This window comes from Dyadobacter sp. HNCC25DJ185 (assembly GCF_056895195.1).
This window is the reverse complement of record NZ_JBXHAR010000001.1, coordinates 859,581-876,925: the sequence shown is the minus strand read 5'-3', so window position 1 is coordinate 876,925 and position 17,345 is coordinate 859,581. Positions and strand designations below refer to the sequence as shown.

Annotated in this window: 17 protein-coding genes and 1 pseudogene; 14 read left to right on the top strand and 4 right to left on the bottom strand. The window is 45.1% G+C overall.

Going from position 1 to position 17,345, the window contains the following annotated elements:
• Nucleotides 1-7 precede the first annotated feature (7 nt).
• The 12 genes and pseudogenes from AC1XUF_RS03600 (at nt 8) to AC1XUF_RS03545 (ending at nt 11,470) form a co-directional block, all read left to right on the top strand.
• The gene (locus AC1XUF_RS03600) at nt 8-247 is read left to right on the top strand and encodes an acyl carrier protein (protein WP_483340289.1); all 240 of its coding nucleotides are present in this window, start codon (nt 8-10) and stop codon (nt 245-247) included.
• A gap of 27 nt (nt 248-274) precedes the next feature.
• The gene (locus AC1XUF_RS03595; RefSeq protein ID WP_483340288.1) at nt 275-1,702 is read left to right on the top strand and encodes an MBOAT family O-acyltransferase; all 1,428 of its coding nucleotides are present in this window, start codon (nt 275-277) and stop codon (nt 1,700-1,702) included.
• Between the two features lie 6 nt (nt 1,703-1,708).
• Complete coding sequence (locus AC1XUF_RS03590) at nt 1,709-2,653, top strand: hypothetical protein (RefSeq protein ID WP_483340287.1); 945 nt, start codon at nt 1,709-1,711, stop codon at nt 2,651-2,653.
• 60 nt (nt 2,654-2,713) lie between these two features.
• Nucleotides 2,714-4,090 (top strand): O-antigen ligase family protein, encoded by a 1,377-nt coding sequence (locus AC1XUF_RS03585; RefSeq protein ID WP_483340286.1) that lies wholly within the window; start codon nt 2,714-2,716, stop codon nt 4,088-4,090.
• Nucleotides 4,071-5,555, top strand: a complete 1,485-nt coding sequence (locus AC1XUF_RS03580; protein WP_483340285.1) for an MATE family efflux transporter — start codon at nt 4,071-4,073, stop codon at nt 5,553-5,555. Before AC1XUF_RS03585 ends, AC1XUF_RS03580 begins: the two co-directional genes overlap by 20 nt.
• A 43-nt stretch (nt 5,556-5,598) precedes the next feature.
• The gene (locus tag AC1XUF_RS03575; RefSeq protein ID WP_483340284.1) at nt 5,599-6,579 is read left to right on the top strand and encodes a glycosyltransferase; all 981 of its coding nucleotides are present in this window, start codon (nt 5,599-5,601) and stop codon (nt 6,577-6,579) included.
• 62 nt (nt 6,580-6,641) lie between these two features.
• The gene (locus AC1XUF_RS03570) at nt 6,642-7,961 is read left to right on the top strand and encodes a glycosyltransferase family protein (RefSeq protein WP_483340283.1); all 1,320 of its coding nucleotides are present in this window, start codon (nt 6,642-6,644) and stop codon (nt 7,959-7,961) included.
• A complete protein-coding gene (locus AC1XUF_RS03565; RefSeq protein ID WP_483340282.1) occupies nt 7,948-8,838 on the top strand; it encodes a decaprenyl-phosphate phosphoribosyltransferase in 891 nt (296 codons plus the stop codon). The genes AC1XUF_RS03570 and AC1XUF_RS03565 overlap by 14 nt, the downstream gene beginning before the upstream one ends.
• Nucleotides 8,835-9,425, top strand: a complete 591-nt coding sequence (locus tag AC1XUF_RS03560) for an HAD-IB family hydrolase (protein WP_483340281.1) — start codon at nt 8,835-8,837, stop codon at nt 9,423-9,425. Before AC1XUF_RS03565 ends, AC1XUF_RS03560 begins: the two co-directional genes overlap by 4 nt.
• Before the next feature lie 44 nt (nt 9,426-9,469).
• Nucleotides 9,470-10,426 carry a glycosyltransferase family 4 protein gene (locus AC1XUF_RS03555; protein WP_483340280.1) on the top strand — a complete coding sequence of 319 codons (957 nt, stop codon included), beginning with the start codon at nt 9,470-9,472 and terminating at the stop codon, nt 10,424-10,426.
• 344 nt (nt 10,427-10,770) lie between these two features.
• A pseudogene (locus AC1XUF_RS03550) lies at nt 10,771-10,926 on the top strand (DapH/DapD/GlmU-related protein); the annotation flags it as partial.
• A gap of 46 nt (nt 10,927-10,972) precedes the next feature.
• Nucleotides 10,973-11,470: a serine O-acetyltransferase gene (locus AC1XUF_RS03545; protein ID WP_483340279.1), complete on the top strand. Its 498-nt coding sequence runs from the start codon at nt 10,973-10,975 to the stop codon at nt 11,468-11,470.
• Nucleotides 11,471-11,590: 120 nt separating this feature from the next.
• Here the strand turns inward: AC1XUF_RS03545 and AC1XUF_RS03540 are convergent, their stop codons facing one another.
• The 3 genes from AC1XUF_RS03540 to AC1XUF_RS03530 are packed head-to-tail and all read right to left on the bottom strand — an operon-like array spanning nt 11,591 to nt 13,420.
• Entirely contained in the window at nt 11,591-12,475 is an 885-nt protein-coding gene (locus AC1XUF_RS03540) for a polysaccharide lyase family 20 protein (RefSeq protein WP_483340278.1), read from the bottom strand.
• A 22-nt stretch (nt 12,476-12,497) separates the two neighbouring features.
• Nucleotides 12,498-12,980 carry a glycosyltransferase gene (locus AC1XUF_RS03535; protein WP_483340277.1) on the bottom strand — a complete coding sequence of 161 codons (483 nt, stop codon included), beginning with the start codon at nt 12,978-12,980 and terminating at the stop codon, nt 12,498-12,500.
• Nucleotides 12,977-13,420, bottom strand: a complete 444-nt coding sequence (locus tag AC1XUF_RS03530) for an oligosaccharide biosynthesis protein Alg14 (RefSeq protein WP_483340276.1) — start codon at nt 13,418-13,420, stop codon at nt 12,977-12,979. Before AC1XUF_RS03530 ends, AC1XUF_RS03535 begins: the two co-directional genes overlap by 4 nt.
• 1,017 nt (nt 13,421-14,437) lie before the next feature.
• Between AC1XUF_RS03530 and AC1XUF_RS03525 the strand changes: the two genes are divergently transcribed.
• Complete coding sequence (locus AC1XUF_RS03525) at nt 14,438-15,370, top strand: hypothetical protein (protein ID WP_483340275.1); 933 nt, start codon at nt 14,438-14,440, stop codon at nt 15,368-15,370.
• On the opposite strand, the gene AC1XUF_RS03520 is transcribed toward AC1XUF_RS03525, so the two are convergent.
• Entirely contained in the window at nt 15,367-15,891 is a 525-nt protein-coding gene (locus tag AC1XUF_RS03520) for a hypothetical protein (protein ID WP_483340274.1), read from the bottom strand. The two genes, AC1XUF_RS03525 and AC1XUF_RS03520, sit on opposite strands and share 4 nt — an antisense overlap.
• Nucleotides 15,892-16,109: 218 nt before the next feature.
• On the opposite strand from AC1XUF_RS03520, the gene AC1XUF_RS03515 reads away from it, so the two are divergent.
• Nucleotides 16,110-17,270 (top strand): polysaccharide lyase family 20 protein, encoded by a 1,161-nt coding sequence (locus AC1XUF_RS03515; protein WP_483340273.1) that lies wholly within the window; start codon nt 16,110-16,112, stop codon nt 17,268-17,270.
• Nucleotides 17,271-17,345: the final 75 nt, after the last annotated feature.

Genomic DNA, 17,345 nt, shown 5'->3' with positions numbered 1-17,345 from the left:
AACTGTTATGGAAAACGTAGACCTGATGAAAAAAGTGAATGACATTTTCATTGACACCCTCGACAATGAAGATATCGTTCTCACAACGGAAACAACCGCAGAAGATATCGACGAATGGGATTCTCTCAACCATGTTCAGCTGGTGGTAGCGATTGAGAAAGCATTCAAAGTCCGGTTCAATTCGGCCGAAATCCAAAAATGGAAAAACGTGGGCGAAATGATCGATTCGATCAAGCGGAAAGTTTGAAAATAATGACTGTAACCCTCCTCTTCTATGCTATTTAATTCGTTCGATTTTCTGCTCTTCTTTCCGATCGTCACGCTCATTTATTTTTTGCTGCCGCATCAGTACAGATGGATACATCTCTTGCTGGCCAGCTGCGTGTTCTATTGCTTTTTCGTTCCCATTTATCTTTTCATCCTCCTGGCAACGATTGTAATTGATTACTTCGCCGGGATTTACATTGAAAAATCCGAAGGTAAGCGAAAGAAAGCCTGGCTGTTATTCAGCATTATCGCCACGTGCCTGGTATTGTTTATTTTCAAATATTTCAACTTCGTCAACAGTAATCTCAATTCCCTGGCACATGCATTACATATCGATTATGCATTGCCATTACTGCATATCATCCTTCCGATCGGGCTTTCGTTTCACACATTCCAAAGTTTGAGCTATGTGATAGAAGTATATTGGGGACAGCAGAAAGCGGAAAAAGATTTCGGGATTTACAGCCTGTATGTCATGTTCTATCCGCAATTAGTGGCCGGACCCATCGAAAGACCTCAGAATTTACTATATCAGTTTTACGAAAAACATCACTTCAATTACGAAGATGTTACCATTGGACTGAAAAAAATGGCCTGGGGACTATTCAAGAAAGTCGTCATTGCCGACAGGCTTTCTCTGTATGTAAATGCGGTTTATTCCAACCCGGAAAATCATAACGGAAGCACATTTATCGTCGCGACATTACTTTTCGCGTTCCAGATCTACTGCGACTTTTCGGGATATTCAGACATCGCAATTGGTGCCGCCAGAACGATGGGTTTCAAACTGATGACCAATTTCAACATGCCGTTTTTCAGCAAGAGCTATACCGAATTCTGGCGAAGGTGGCATATCTCTTTATCCACCTGGTTTAACGACTATCTTTTCACGCCAATTATCATTGCCAAAAGAGATTGGGGCAAAATGGCCGTCGTTTTTGCATTGCTTGTCACTTTTGCAACGAGCGGATTGTGGCACGGCGCCAACTGGACTTACATATTCTGGGGCATATTGAACGGGCTTGCATTGGTGTATGAATTCCTTACTAAGAAATTCAGAAAAAAAATGTCGAAGAATATTCCTTCGTACATCTATCAGCCGATGAGTATCCTGCTGACCTTCTCATTCGCATGTTTTACCTGGGTATTTTTCAGGGCTTCTGATTTGCCAACTGCAGCCTCGATTTTACATAAAATCCTGTTTGTGCATGGTCCCGTATTTATTGGCGAAATCGGCAACATGGTGCTGTCCGTATTTTTTATCATGGTACTACTGGTGATTGAAATCATTCGTGAATACAAGCTTTTCAATGATTTCAGCCTGTTCAACAATACGAATTTATATGTACGGCGACTGTCCTACATTTTTGTAGTGGTCATGATACTGATGTTCGGGGTATTCGACAACAGCCAGTTCATTTACTTCCAATTCTGATTTTATATGACCAATCAATCTAATCCCGATGTGAAGAGATTTGCCAAGGCATTTTTAATCATAGCTCTTGGCATCGTACTCGCCGATTTCGTAATCGGTAACGGGTTACGCCTTTTCTATTTCAGGCAAACTTCCGGTGTTCTTTCAAGAATTACTTACGCCATTGAAGAAACAAAAGCAAATGGCGTGATATTCGGTTCATCCAGGGCGAGCCATCACTATATCAGCGATTCACTGAGCAATTCACTGAATACACACTTTTACAATGCAGGAAAAGACGGGCAGTCTATATTTTATCATTATACCATCCTGCAAGGAATGTTGGAAAGATATTGCCCTAAAATCGTCCTGCTGGATATCGTAAGCGACGAGCTTGATTTCAGACAGGAATCGTATGACAGGCTGGGTGAATTACTCCCCTATTATAAAAAGCACCCGGGCTTTGAGCAAATGATTTCGCTCCGAAAGGAGAATGACCAATATAAAATGATATCGCAGATTTATCCTTTCAATTCTCTTCTGCTGACCATCGGGATCGGAAATACTTCTTACAACAAAACGCGGTATCAGGAATCCAATGGTTATCTACCGCTATATGGTGACTACAAGGGTGGCAAAATTAAGCAAGTTGACCCTGCGACAGAGAGCCTGGATAGTAACAAGGTGCAAATTTACACTTCGTTCATTAAGGAATGTAAAAGCCGGAATATACAATTGCTGGTATTTGTTTCGCCCTATGTAAAAGGTTCGGCGCACACAAAATCGACCGAGCTGGCCGGTAAAATTGCGGCAGCATACGGCGTACCATTTACCGATTATTCAGGTCATTCCAGCTTCATCAACCAGCCGAAATATTTCTGGGATTCGGAACACCTTAATAATGCCGGTGCGATGATTTTCAACAAGATGGTTACCGATCAGATCAAAAAGGAATATTTAAGCCTGCTCTGATTGCATCAGCCCAAGTATTGCAAAACCCTATTACAAAGCATTCGTTAACCGGAAAAAAGCATGGAAATCAATCATCTTCTTGCGATTGGGGCAGTTGCGGTTTTCGCTGTTTTGCTTTACCGGAAAAATACCGGCAAAACGTATCTTTACTTTGTTTTATACGCCTTTCCTATCATGGACCTGGCTATAACCCCGGTTGAGTATGGAAGATTGAGGGTTTTTGATTTCGTTTCTCTGATCTATTTTTTTAGCTCAATCCCGGTGTTTCTCAGACTGAACCAAAGGTTTATTCCATATAGCGTCATGTTTGTGTTGCTGGTGATCGCCATGGTCTTCGGCAGTTTGAATTCGCTTTATATGCAAAGTTCTTTGCTATCCATTTCGGCTGTCTTTGCCGTATTCATTTTTTCGAGATCTATGCTGGCCGAGTTAATGAGCGACGATGAATTTCAGGAAAAAGCGATCGAAGGCCTCAAATTCGGCGCGTTATTTTCGGTCGCATTTTTAGTCATTCAAATGATCATCGGACTGAAATTCACATTTTATCCGATGCTGAATAAAAATACAGGCGAGGGCGAAGGCCTCATCAGATATCCCAGCTATTTTCACGATCCGCAGATGTACGGCCAATACCTGGTGATGATTATCTTCCTTTTTTTGGTGAATTACAGGAAGGATTTATCCCAAATACCCCAGCCGGAAAATGTCGCAAATGAAAACCCGGTTCTGATCAAAACATCCGTGCTGGTATATCCGTCGCTAAAAAATTATGGCCTCTTTTTGCTGATCGTTTTCGCGGTATTGCAAACCGGCGGAAGGTCCGCGCTGCTTGCCACATTCGTAGGTATGTTTTTCCTTTTTTTCGTGCTCGGCCCAAGATTCAAACTGATCATGACCGGTCTGGTGGCGGCCGGAGCGTGCGTATTTGTATTTCTTGCCAGCGAATTAACTGTGCTGCAGCGCGCTGAAAAGACCGACGACGATTACGCATTCAGGGCTGCTTTGTGGGAAGAAGCTTATCAGATGTTCCAGAAATATCCCATGCTCGGCATTGGGTCCGGAAACTTTAAACAGTACAATATGGCCACATCCAATAATTACACCCTCGCGGAAGGTAATGAAGTTATTTTCTTCGGCTACGGACAACCCGAAAGCGGTTATTGGATGCTGTTAACAGAGCTTGGTGGACTGGGCACGGCGCTTATTTTCCTCTTTATCCTGATCCCCGTATACACGAGTCTGAGGAATTATTTCAGCGGGAACACCAATCATCTTGTATTCATCCTTATTGCCGGGCTCATCAGCTGGCTATTGGCTTTTGCCTCGGCCTATTCTTTCCACGACAAGCGGGTCCTTATTTCACTTGTTAGTTTTATTTGTTTTTTAATTCTAGAAAGTCATAAAAGAAAAAGCCTTTATGAAGTTGCCATTCAATAAAATATTTTCGGGTAATTCTGGCTTGGTGAACAATAGTTTCTGGAGCCTGGTATCGACGGCATTGCAGACCTTTTTTTTGAGCGTCTTATTTGTTATAACGTCCAGGTTTTACAGCATCACGGTACTCTCTCATTTCCTGATCGCAACAACTATTTATCAACTGATTGTAGGCTTTTCCTCGATGGGATTGGGACATTGGTTCATCCGGGAATACGAACAGAATGTGCCCGATCGGTCTGCGCTTACGCATCGTTTTATTAAAATACAAACACTACTTGGTATTATATTCTACCTGGTAAGCATAGGGGTTACTTTCCTGCTTTATAGCGATCCCTCTATCCGGTTGCTATCGGTGATTCTGGGCACTAATATTATTTTTGATAATATTATCTATGCGTTAAAATCATTGAACATTGCCCAATGGAAACAGAAAAAAACATCAGTCATATTGGCGATTGACGGCTTGCTCAGGCTAGGTATGGGATGCATCCTGTTTTTCTATCCGTTGTCTATTTTTTACTTCTCTTTATTTTCGGTGATGATCCGGTTATTCACCGTGAATGTATTTATCAATTTTGGATCAGCGGGTGACATTACCCTTTTCGGCGTCTGGCATTTTCATGTCACTTTTTCAGATTTCAAAAAACAGGTAATAGCCAACTGGCGGTTTATTGTCATTGCCGGACTGGCTATTATTTTCTGGCGGAATGCAACCATCATCATTTCAAAATTTCTGACAGCGCACGATGTCACCAATTATGAAGTTTCTTACAAAATATTCTCGGTATTCAATATCCTTCCGCTTGCGGCGTCTACCACCATTTATCCCAAATTGGTAAATTTAATCGCAAGGGATCAATTATCCTCAGCCAGAAAGGTCTATCAAACTACATTTTGGGCCTATACGGCGGCGGCAATTATTTGTTATGCCTTTATCCAATCGTATTCCGAGTTTATTATTCCGCTGATTTTCGGAAAATCATTTATTCCGGCTGTCGGATGCCTGAAAGAAATGATGCTCACATTCCTGATATTTCCTACCGTGTTACTACAGGCCAATATCTTACTGGCGATGAAGATGGAAAAAATAGATATGTATTGTAATATTTTTGCCCTGACATTAAGCCTGGCGATGTGTTTTACAGGCTTCCGGTTTTACAAATCCCTTTCCGTAATTAATTACTCCATTTTTGGTTCTTTTGTCGCTTTTCATCTTATCCAAACGGTTATTTTGATCAGGCATAATGTCTGCTCGGTGAATGGCTCCGTATTATTTTATGGCTTGATCGCTTCCTTCGTTTTTGCTTATTCCTATGCAGGAAAAATATTCAATGAGTCCATGGTTTTTATTGGGTTTGCATCGATAGGCGTCGTGTTGTTCTTTGTGTTTTTCGAAAGCATCAGAAAGCAGTTCACATTATCCACAATATCAGAAACGGTGGTAACCGATCCGCTGGAAATATAAAACCGCCAGATCCGATTATTCCTGAACCATAACAAAATTCACCATGCCAGCATTGTCCATCATCATTCCGGTATTTAACAAAGAGCAGTATATCACTTCTTCCGTTGAGTCTGTGCTGAGGCAAACCTTTACTGACTTCGAAATCATATTGGTCAACGACGGGTCTACCGATGGCAGCGCCGAGAAATGTGACTATTTCGGAAAAGCAGACAGCCGTGTAGTAGTCATACATCAGGAAAACGGCGGCGTATCGTCGGCAAGAAACCGCGGGCTGCAGGCAGCGCAGGGAAGTTATGTCGGATTTGTTGACTGCGACGACACACTGGAACCGGATATGTACGAGATCTTGATCAACAACGCAGTCCGGTTTCGGGCCGACGTTTCGATATGCGGGGTGCAAAAAATTTTTCCGGACAAAACCGAAGTCTATTTCGGGACTCGAAAGGTCAAAACCTACACAAACACCGAGGCGGCCGCCGGGCTTTTAAAGAAAGAATTCCTCAGGAGCGTGTATGACAAGGTATATGTCGCCAGCCTCGCAAAAAGCACTCATTTCCAGGGACATATTTACGAAGATATCCTCTACAACTTCAGCGTTTTGAGCCGGGCCAACAAGACCGTCTTTGAAGATGTGGTCAAATACAATTATGTGATCCGCGACAGCTCCGTGAGTATGTCCAGGTTCAGCCAGAAATACATGAACACCATTCAGGTATCCGGGCAAATGCTGGAAGTATGCCGGGCGCAGATGCCTGACCTGGTGGACGAAGCAGTCAATTTTGATCTGGTGGCGCACATTTCCCTTTTGAACATCATCCTGATGTCCGAAAAGAAAAAATTTCCGGCCGAATACCGGGAAGTGGCCGACCATCTCATCCATTACCAATGGCAGGCCAGCAGCAAAGCCATTCATAAAAAGCACAAATACGCCTTTTACCTGTTCCGGCTCAGTCCGCTTTTATACGAAGCCATTATGAAAGTATACTGCGTGGTAACACAGGCGGACGTCGCCAAAAAGAAGTGAGCATCTCAAACCCGAATTACAAAGCTCAAGGAATTATACAACCTTCAAAAAGACCATCAAAAATGTCCGTGACGAAACATGAACGTTTAGTTTATCCGCGCTACAAAATTCAGGATCCCGCGTTTTTGTCCAGGCTGATGTACCTGGCTCTTGCTTTCTCTGTCCTGGCGCAGTTTGCCGTACTGATCTATTTCTGGGGCAGGCCGCAGCACAGCGACCAGAAAGGTTATATGGAACTGGCCAAACAGTGCTTCAGCATCCAAGGCTGGTACCCGATTCCCGAACAGGTTTATTCCAGGTACATCTGGGCGCCGGGATTTGTGAATTTGCTCATCCTGCAATTAAGAGTATTCGGCACGATGAACACCAATGGTATCTTCAACCTGCTGATGAACCTGGCGATCGCAGGTGAGATCTATTTCATAGGTCAGCGGTTTTTCAATGTCACTACCGCGAAGCTGGCTGTCATATGCTGGTGTATACTTTATTCGAATATTATCCTGGTAGCAGCCTCGGGAACAGAAATTCCATTCCTGTTTCTCTGTCTGACAGGTTTTTGCCTTTGCTTGTCCAGAAAGTTCCCGGCCCTGTTCGTTGCCGGGATACTGTTTGCCCTTGCTAACTGGATACGGCCGCTTGCCATTATTTTCATTCCGAGCATTGTTTTGTACATGCTGATGAACAAATACAGGCCCCTACATTACGCGACCTTTTTACTGCCCATTTTCCTGACGGTATTCATTATCGGAACGAGTACCAAAAACAGGATCGGATATTTTGTGCACCAGTCTACCACCTCGGGCATGAACCTGATCCAGACATCCAACGACAAAGCTTACGGCGGCGTAGCCAATTTTTTAACAAATGATACGAATTCAATCGCTTACATCGAAAATGAAGCCGCTTATACTTTTGCCGAAAAGGATTCGATCTGGAAGTCGCGTGCGGTTACCTGGATCAAGGCGCACCCCGTAAAGGTTGCCCAGTTGTATGCCAAAAAGCTGGTGGGACTCTACGTCGAAGATTCGTGGGCAGACCGTCCGCTGCTGGGCGGCGACGCACTAGTCGGCTCTTACGTGGTCACTGATAACGTTTCCCGGGCCAGCTTTTTGAAAGAAATCGGCATAAGATTTGTTAAAAGCCTGTTTTTCTACCTGTTACTGGCAGGTTTTGTTTACTCCGTGTTCGTCAACCGCAGGGAACTCCTTTCCAGCAAGGGATTACTCCTGCTGATCTTAATCTTAGGCACGCTCCTTACCTCAATCTTTGCCGTCAGTCCCCGTTACCATTATCCTTTTACCTTCGTCCTCGTCCTATTCGCAGCTTATGGATTTGATACTTTCCTCCGAACAACCAAAAAACAAGTTAGTGGGAACCATTAAAAGTCTTTTGGAATTAATCCGCCCCCATCAGTGGCTGAAGAATTCGTTTATTTTTCTACCGCTCTTCTTTGACGGGCAACTTCGAAACCTGGAAGCATGGAACGAGAGTTTCATAGCGTTTCTGGCCTTCTCGTTCATTGCCAGCTCGATCTACGCATTTAATGATATTTGCGATATGGAGGCCGACCGCGCCCACCCGAAAAAGCACAAACGGCCTTTGGCCAGCGGGGCATTAGGCAAGTCTGCGGGCTATCTCATCATGGTGGTGATGCTCGCTGCCTCTTTTGCCACCGTGACCCTGTGGGGCGGTGAAAACCGATTGGGCGAGACGATCGTCCTGCTTTGCTACTTTGTGATGAATATCGCCTATACTTTAAAATTAAAGCACTATCCGCTCATCGATGTATTCATCATCGCGCTCGGGTTTGTGTTGCGGGTCGTGATGGGCGGTATTGCCACACGCATAGCGTTATCGCACTGGATCGTGCTGATGACCTTCCTGCTCGCACTCTTCCTGGCATTTGCAAAAAGAAGGGACGATGTGATCATTTACCAGCAGACCGGCATCCAGGCCAGAAAAAAAACAAAGCGTTACAATCTCGAAATGCTCAACCTGATCCTGTCCATCCTGGCGACAGTTACCATTGTATGCTATATTATGTACACGGTGTCCGACGAAGTGATTGAGCGTTTTCACAACAGCTATGTTTATATTACGTCGATATTTGTGTTGATAGGTATTTTCAGGTATTTGCAATTGACGCTTGTTGATTACAAAAGCGGTTCGCCGACCGAAGTGCTCATCAAGGACTTTGTGATCCAATCCTGTATCGTTGCATGGATGGTCACCTTTACACTGATTATTTACCTTTTATGAAACTCGCGGTTTTTGATTTTGACGGAACGATCACCAGTAAAGACACTTTTCTTGAATTCATCAAGTTCACAAAGGGCTGGTGGGGTTACATGTTCGGGATGCTTTTGTGCAGTCCGGTCCTGGTAGCGTTTAAGCTTAACCTGATGCCGAACTGGAAGGCAAAAGAGATCGTTTTCGGCTACTTTTTCAGGGGCACTGATCTCGCGCTTTTTGACCAATGGGGAAGCGCGTTCGCCACGGAAATCGACCGATTCACAAGACCGAAAGCTTTTGATGGTATCCGAAAACACCAGGCAGACGGCGACAATGTTGTGATTATCAGCGCCTCCATCGAAAACTGGATCAAGCCCTGGGCCGATCATATGCAGATCAGCAACCTGCTGGCTACCCAGCTTGAAATAGATGCGGACAACAGGCTAACAGGCAAATTCCTTTCCAAAAACTGTTTTGGCGAAGAAAAGGTCAACAGGCTCCTGCAGAGCTTTCCCCACAGGGACCAGTATTTTCTCGAAGCATACGGGGACAGCCGGGGCGATAAAGAGCTGATCGAATTCGCCAACAAAGGCTGGTACAGAAAATTTGAATAACCCGAACCGGGCGTTGTCAAATACTTATCTTGATAAACTGAGAAATGAAAATTTTATACATTACCAACATGTATCCCGTTCCGGATTACATCTATTTCGGAATTCACGTCAGGGAACAGATTGAGGCTATTCAAAGCAAATTTAAGATCGACAAGGAGGTTTACTTTATCAATGGCCGGTCGAGTAAATGGAATTACTTCAGAAGCATTTCGGAAATCAAAAATCTGGTTGCCAGCAAAGATTTCGATGTTATACATGTTCATTATGGGCTTTCTGCGCTGTTCCTCCTGTTTTTCAAACCCTCCGCACCGGTCGTAGTGACCCTGCACAGCGGCGAGCTATTTCAAAAGAAAGGTTTCATCAACCATTTTTTTCAGAAAAACATCACGCTTTCTATCATCAAGAGCGCGAAGAAGGTCATTGTGCTGAATGACGACATGGTAGCCATGCTCAAAAAGCATCAGAGTAAGCTCGTAAAGATCCCTTGCGGGACAGACCTTGGCTACTTCCACGAAACATCGGCACAAAGCGACAACAGCAAATTCGTTATCGGATTTCCGGGGAACAAAGCAAGGCCCGAAAAAAACTACGTCCTTTTCTCCGCCATCATAGCGCTTCTCAGGAAAAACCATCAGGTTGAAGTCATCGAATTTCATAATATGAAGCGTGAGGAAGTTGTGGCCAATCTCAATAAGATTGACATGCTGCTCATGACTTCCACCATCGAGGGTTCCCCTCAGATTATCAAGGAAGCCCTTGCCTGCAATAAACCAATCGTTTCCACGGCGGTCGGGGATGTGAAAGACCTGCTCCGGGGCGTTGACAACAGCTACGTGATCAATAGCTTCGATGCAGCTGACTTCCTGCTGCCTATACAACAACTGATCGGGTTGCCTTCCGGGAAAAGGAAGTCAAACGGCAGGGAGCAACTCTTAAAAATCGGGCTTGATTCTCAGAAAGTCTCGGAGTCTGTTTACGAACTGTACGAGCAAATCATATGAGGAATATTTTTCTGCTGCTGTATTATGTTGTGTTCAAAAACCTGCCATCCAGCTACTTCCCGATGGGCCGGTTTTTCAATGCACTTCGGGTAATGGCCCTGAAAAAGATCATCGTCATTGGCAGCCATGCGCGTGTCCAGTCCGGGTTCCGGTTTGGAATGCGCGACATACTGGTGATCGGCGACCACTGCCAGATCAATGAAGATGTTTATATCCAATCCGCCCATATCGGAAATTACGTGCTGATTGCCCAAAACGTAGCCATTCTTGCCGTCACCCATGCATTTGCATCGACGGATATCCCTATCATGAAACAAGGCTCTACCAGGCCTTCCCCTCCGCGCATCGGAGACGATGTGTGGCTCGGCAGGAATGTCATTGTGATGCCTGGTGTCAGGATTGGCAAGGGGGCCATTGTCGGTGCCGGAGCGGTGGTAACCAAAGACGTGCCCTCTTATGCGATTGTCGGCGGAGTCCCTGCAAAAGTAATACGGTACAGAACCCAAAATGAGCCGACATCCCTCCTCGAAACATAAACGCTTATCTATGAACGTCATCAAATACCTTACCCAGGACTGGCACGTCAATAAAGGGTATACGAAAGGCAAGCTCCTTACTTTTACATTCAGATTGGCCAGCTACGGCAAAAGAAGCCAATTTCTTAAGATCGTGATGATCCCCTATCTGGGATTGTACAAGTTCTGGATCGAATGGGTTTTCGGCATAGAAATCCCTTACGATACCCGTATCGCCACGGGCCTTAAAGTATACCATGGAACGGGGCTTGTGATCAATAAACATACCGTAATAGGCAAAAACTGCCTGCTCAGGCATACGACGACGCTAGGGAACAAGGGAAAAGTGGTCTCCGATTGCCCGGTTATCGGCGACAACGTGGACATTGGCGCGCATGTTTGTATCCTTGGCAAGGTTCGGATCGGTGATAACGCAGTGATCGGAGCCGGCAGCATTGTTACCAAGGATGTTCCGGCCAATGCAGTTGTTGTCGGGAATCCGGCCAGGATCGTCAGGTATATGAGCTGATTTTTACAGGTAAACCATCCAACGTTTACACACCTTCGTGAGCGATTTTCAGCATGGCCATCCACGGAGAAAGCAGCCCGAAATTCAGGCTGCTTTCTCTGTGGATGGGTTATTCGCTTTTTATCTTCCAGGTTTCACTTTATCATATCCTGCATTTTCCTTACCAATGGTTACCTCATCCACATATACAACCCGCTCAGTAATCGGTGAATACTTGGTACTGCGCCAGTCCCATTTGCCTATCCCCACTTTGATATAGGGAAACAGAACATCGTTGTAAGTATTAGGTTTATTGATCCGGCTTACCGTCAGCTCCCCATTCTTCCATGCTTCGAGGGTACCGGTATCGTCGTAGGCCCATTTGATATGAAAGACCCAATCGAGCCACTTTTCCTTTTCCAGTATCCCCAGGTTGATCCTCGTAAAGGCACCCTCCCCCTGGACGGTAACTTCCTTGGGATCCGACCGCACTTCCAGCACCAGGCTGTCGTTCAGCACGCCAAGGATCACAGGCGGGCTTCGCCACTCCTCCCCTTTGCTGAAATCGGGCAGGGACTGCCATTGCACGATGCTTTCCTCGAGAGAATCTTTTGCAAAGGAAGCAGGGAAGTAAAGCGAAAAACCGAACCAGCCTTCCTTGTTCTTGTTCGGGGCCCTGGCGAATTGCGCCTGGTAGTCGTAAAGCGCGTCGTTCCTTCTAAGCTCAAAACGGGCGGAGTGTGTACCCGCCCGTTTGATGGTGCTGCTCAGGGTCCCGGACCAGGAGCAGCAGACGCTGCTTTCGTACCAATCGCCAAGCCTACCTTCGAAACCATGGTAGGCGAGCAAAAAGCTGTCCGACTCGATCAGATCGGGGTCATCCATGTCTTTAGCGCTCATATCAACATTTTTGCAACCCGAAGTTGCCAGTGACGCGACAAAAAAAAGTGCAATGAAATAAAACTGCCTGGAAATGATATCGAAAATTCGCATGTGTAAATAGATTCTGTTGAGTTTATATTTCATTGCATTTTTTGCGATTGTGTCGCTAGACGGATATAAAGCGCTGGAGAGAATTGATCAGTTCGGAAGACGCGTACTTGCCTACACGGTGTAAAGGGTTTAATTCACCGCTCAAAACCGAAAGTATTTTTTCCTTCAGTTCTGTCTGATCGTAAGCTACATGCACATAGTTCAGACTGCTGAGCTTTCTAGCCGTTGCCATCTGGTGATCGTTCCGGTGCTCACCCAGGCTATGCAGCTTCGGGAAAATGATAATAGGCTTGTTCCGCTCAAATGCCGAGATGATCGTGCCCATTCCGGCGTGGCTAACGATCAGTTTGGCGGCCGAAAAGAACACATCAAATTCTGCCGGTGTGATGAATTCGAAGGCCTCCATATGTTTGACGATGTAGCCGCCCTTGGAAACCTGTGCCACAAACCGGGTCTCGGGCATGGATGCGGCAATCTCGTCCATCGCTGAAATCAGGCGGTCGAACGGCCCTTGTGTACCTACTGTTACAAATATCATGATAGAACGTTGCCGTTAAATGTTACTTTGGAATTTGATAAATCCGGCCATTGGGTATAGCTCCTGTCAGCAATGGATGTCGCGATCCGGCCACTCATTGAAAGATTTTCCACATTGGCAATACTGTCTATCCAGACAGTCTTCGCTCCGATTACTTTTCCCGCGATGATGCCCATCAGTCCCGGGGCAGCACCTGTTGTGATAATGATGTTTGGTTTGGAAAGAAATACGATTTTGAGCACGCAAAGAAGCGAATACAGCAGGCGCAGCTTGTTCCAGCGGCTTGCATCCGGAATACTATAGAAGGTGTAGCCTTTAACGGTTTCTTTGAAACTCTTTTTAGTCGAAACAAAAATTAGTTCATGCCCGTCAAATGCAGGCTTCAATCTCAATAGCTGGACCCAATGACCGCCAGCAGAGGCTATGGCTAAAATTTTCATAGAAGGAGGATATGCTTTAAAATGTCTGGTTAATTAAAGGAATAGAATGGAACTTTGTGTACGGGTACAAATTGTACTATTTACTGTCAAAACGCCGACAGACGACCATGATCAGTGTCGGTAATTCCCGGTTGTCAATCGAATAGGTTTGTTTCATTTTCGCGAAGGGTTTTAGAAATGAACAGATTAAATAATAAAGAACGGATTAAAAAGAGCGATTTATTAATCACAAGGCAAGTATAACCTATTAAGTCAACTTCAGTCTCTTTTTTGGGGTGATCACATGTATTTTCAGGGTGTAACATTCATGTTTTGGGGATGAATATGCCCCTTAATAATCAAAAATAGACAAATAAAAAGTACTTCTACATTCGCAGTGAAATAGTGGACTGTTTGCCTGAAAAATACCTCCACTCCGAACCAATCTATTGCCATTTGAATCCGCATTTGCGGGCAGTTTCTTATCTTAATTTTCACCTATATACTTGTTATATAGCACTATACGTATCCGATGCCGTGCATAAGTAATACGATCAACAAAAAATATTGCGTAAATTTATTTTCTATTTATAGATAGAAATATTTCTATTTTATCTGTGCCTTTATTTTTAATTTAATCAGATAGTTTAGCAATTATATATTCATGATATTAATTGTAATTAAAATAATATTATGCCAATAAAGATTTAACATCTATCGTATATCGATGCAATACCAATTGATGAATATCCGCTGTTTGATCGATCTTTTATTAATAATTAATGTTATGTATCAAGGTTGGATTAGCATAATTAACTTAGAATAATCAGCCAGCTTAGTCCAACCTTTACCCCAACTTCTTCCCCGTTAACCACAAAAAAACAATTGTATTTTATCCATATGATATCTTAGTTGCCGAATTCCAGTTGAACCGGTCATTCACCTCGCACACTAATCTGGGTCCGGGCCGCCCCGACCATCAGATTCCCGTTTTTGAACACCGAATAACCCTCGAGCCGACAGTAATTAACATTGATAATGAATGCAAAACCTTTTGACATCCCGGTACTCCTGATCACATTCAACCGTCCCGAAACCACGTGTCACGTCTTTGAGCAAATCAGAAAGCTGAAGCCTTCCAGGCTTTACATTTTTTCAGATGCGCCCAGGACCGATCGCCCGGAAGAGGCTGAGCTGGTGGAAACCTGCCGCTATTTGATGGACGATTCGCAGATCAGTTGGGCTTGTAAAATCGAAAGGTGGTATTCGGATTTCCACATGGGGAACGCGCTGGGCATATCCTCAGCGATTACATGGGCATTTGAAACCTGCGAGCAACTGATCATCCTGGAAGACGATTGCCTGCCCCACCCTACATTTTTCACATTCTGCAAGTTTATGCTCGAAAAATACCAGTCCAACGAGCGCGTGATGCATGTATCTGGGACCCACTGGAATAAGAAATCGCACGAAGGCCAGGCTGACCATTTTTTTAGCCGTATCGGCCATGTCTGGGGTTGGGCTACCTGGAAAAGGGCGTGGAATAAATACGATTTCTGGATGGAGCAATTCCCGGAAATGAGGGACCAGAGAAAAATACAGAAGCTCTTCGGCGACGCGGATATCGCTAACTACTGGTATGAGCGTTTCGACAGCGTATATGGTGAAAGAAAGAAGAAAACCTGGAACTACCAATGGCAGTATACACTTTTTCAACACTATGGACTGGCAGCCGTGCCCAATGTGAACCTGATCAGCAATATCGGTCTCGATGCGGAAACCGAATACAGGGAACAGGGTGAGTACCGGTTCTATGAAACAAAAGTCTGGAGAAGTATGAAAACCGATGTGCGTTTGACCATCGACGATTCCTTCGAGAGGATCCGTGCGAGAAGTATCATGATGAAAGACCTACCGGTAAGGGACCGGATTTTAAACCGTTTCAAAAGTTTGCTAAAACTCAGCTTTTAATAAGACATCGAATTAGTGCCAGCCCGCCCCTGCCGTCTCCCTGCTTGATCGTAACAAATTTCTTCTGACCGGACCTCTCTGGTTCCGGTGAGCATTCCGCTTTCTCTCCCACCGACCGCTTCTTCCACTCCAATGCCAGTCGGGCAGCCGTGGACATAGGGTCCACGGGGATCCCCCAAATTATCCTGCGCACCATGCCTTCGACACGCGCTAGGCAAAAAACGACAGGTTGGTTTTGAAATCAGCTTTTTCTTGGCAAGCAATTGGCCCACCGTTGTCATTTTCCTGTCATGACGGTCGGGATTTCTTTCACCGGCCTTGATTTCAAAAGGCGGACAGCCTGCCTGACAAACTTCCAAGACGTTTACTGTGATCCGTTTCCGGGCCCTGGCGTCCTCAATGCCCTGTCGCTGGTCTGCGTCGGCCGCGCTCATGGAAAGAGACTGACACTTCTCTGCAAGCCTGCTCTTTCTTGCCTTTTTCTTTGCTACATCTGTAAAAAACGCCTCTATACTCCGCAACTGGGGCCACAGTCATTCGACAATTCAACTTCCGGGACGGAAGTACCTAATCTAATTCGTCAAAAATATTGCGTATTAATTCTATAAAAGTTCAAGTACATCGGGGATAAAGTGTCCTGTTTTAAGAACTATTTATATTTTGTGTTGTAATTAATTGTTAGCTATAATTATATTACACAGTAAAAATACTTCTATAACCCATCGAAACCCACAATCTAATGACTACCAGACTATTACTACTTATTTTAATCCCCTTAGTCATTTTAAGTTGTAAGAGCCCCTCCATTGAAGACGTCAGCGAAGGCCCCATGGATCAAAGCGTAGACGCTCCCGCCACCGCACGGTCTATCGTACCCAACGACAGCGCCATTGTTGCTTATTACGATTTTGAAAGCGAACTGGGAAACTGGTACGAAAAAAGCATCTGCTGCTCCTGGTCTGCAGGATTGAACCGATCTGTCAAGCGGGCAGGGTCAAGCTCCATGCGGATAGAGCTCAGAAAAGGAGACCTGCCCAATGGGGCAAGATCCGAATTGGGGCAGGCGCCTAATAAAAATTCAGAAGGATGGTTCGGTTTTTCCGTCTTTTTTCCTCATTCTTTTGGTAAAGAATCCCTCGAGGAAAGCATTGTACAATGGCAGGCAAAACCAGACCTGAACCTGGGCGAAAACTGGAGAAGCCCGCCCATGCTGCTCGGGATCATCAACGACCGCTTTGTGCTCGAAATACGTTCAGATACAAATAAGGTAACTGTTCAGGGCCAGTTCTCCTTTACCCGGATCGACCTCGGCCCGGTCGACAAGGAAGTGTGGCATGACTGGGTTTTTCATATCAAGTGGGCATACGACCATACCGGCATCGTTCAGGTCTGGAAAGATAAGAACCTGATCCTAAGCAGGGTTAATCAACCAAACAGCTTCAATGATGTGATGTCGCCTTACTTCAAGATCGGGATTTACAAATGGGATTGGGCCAACCCGGCCATCAAGACATTCAGCGATACGCGCGTGATGTATGTGGACGAGGTTACCATTGGTAGCCGGTCCGCCGATCTGAACAAAGTTTCACCGGATGCCACCATGGGGACGCTCCCCGTAACGCTGGTTTCTTTCAAAGCCGCCAAATCCGGAAATACGTCCTTACTGAACTGGTCGACTACCGAAGAAGTGAATACAGACCATTTTAGCATTGAAAGAAGCAGCAATGCGAAAGATTGGAAATCGATAGGCCGAAAAAGCGCGGCGGGAGAAAGCACCGCCCTTGTGAACTACCAATTCACGGATAAAACACCCCTTGCCGGGTCCAATTATTACCGGTTGAAAATGATAGACCGCGACGGGACATCCGCTTACAGCAGCATCAAATACGTGGGTTTCTGATAACAGCGGAATCTTTCCCGGTGAATTTCCATGGTATTTTTTACTTTTAAGAAACCTCCGGCTATTTTTAAACAA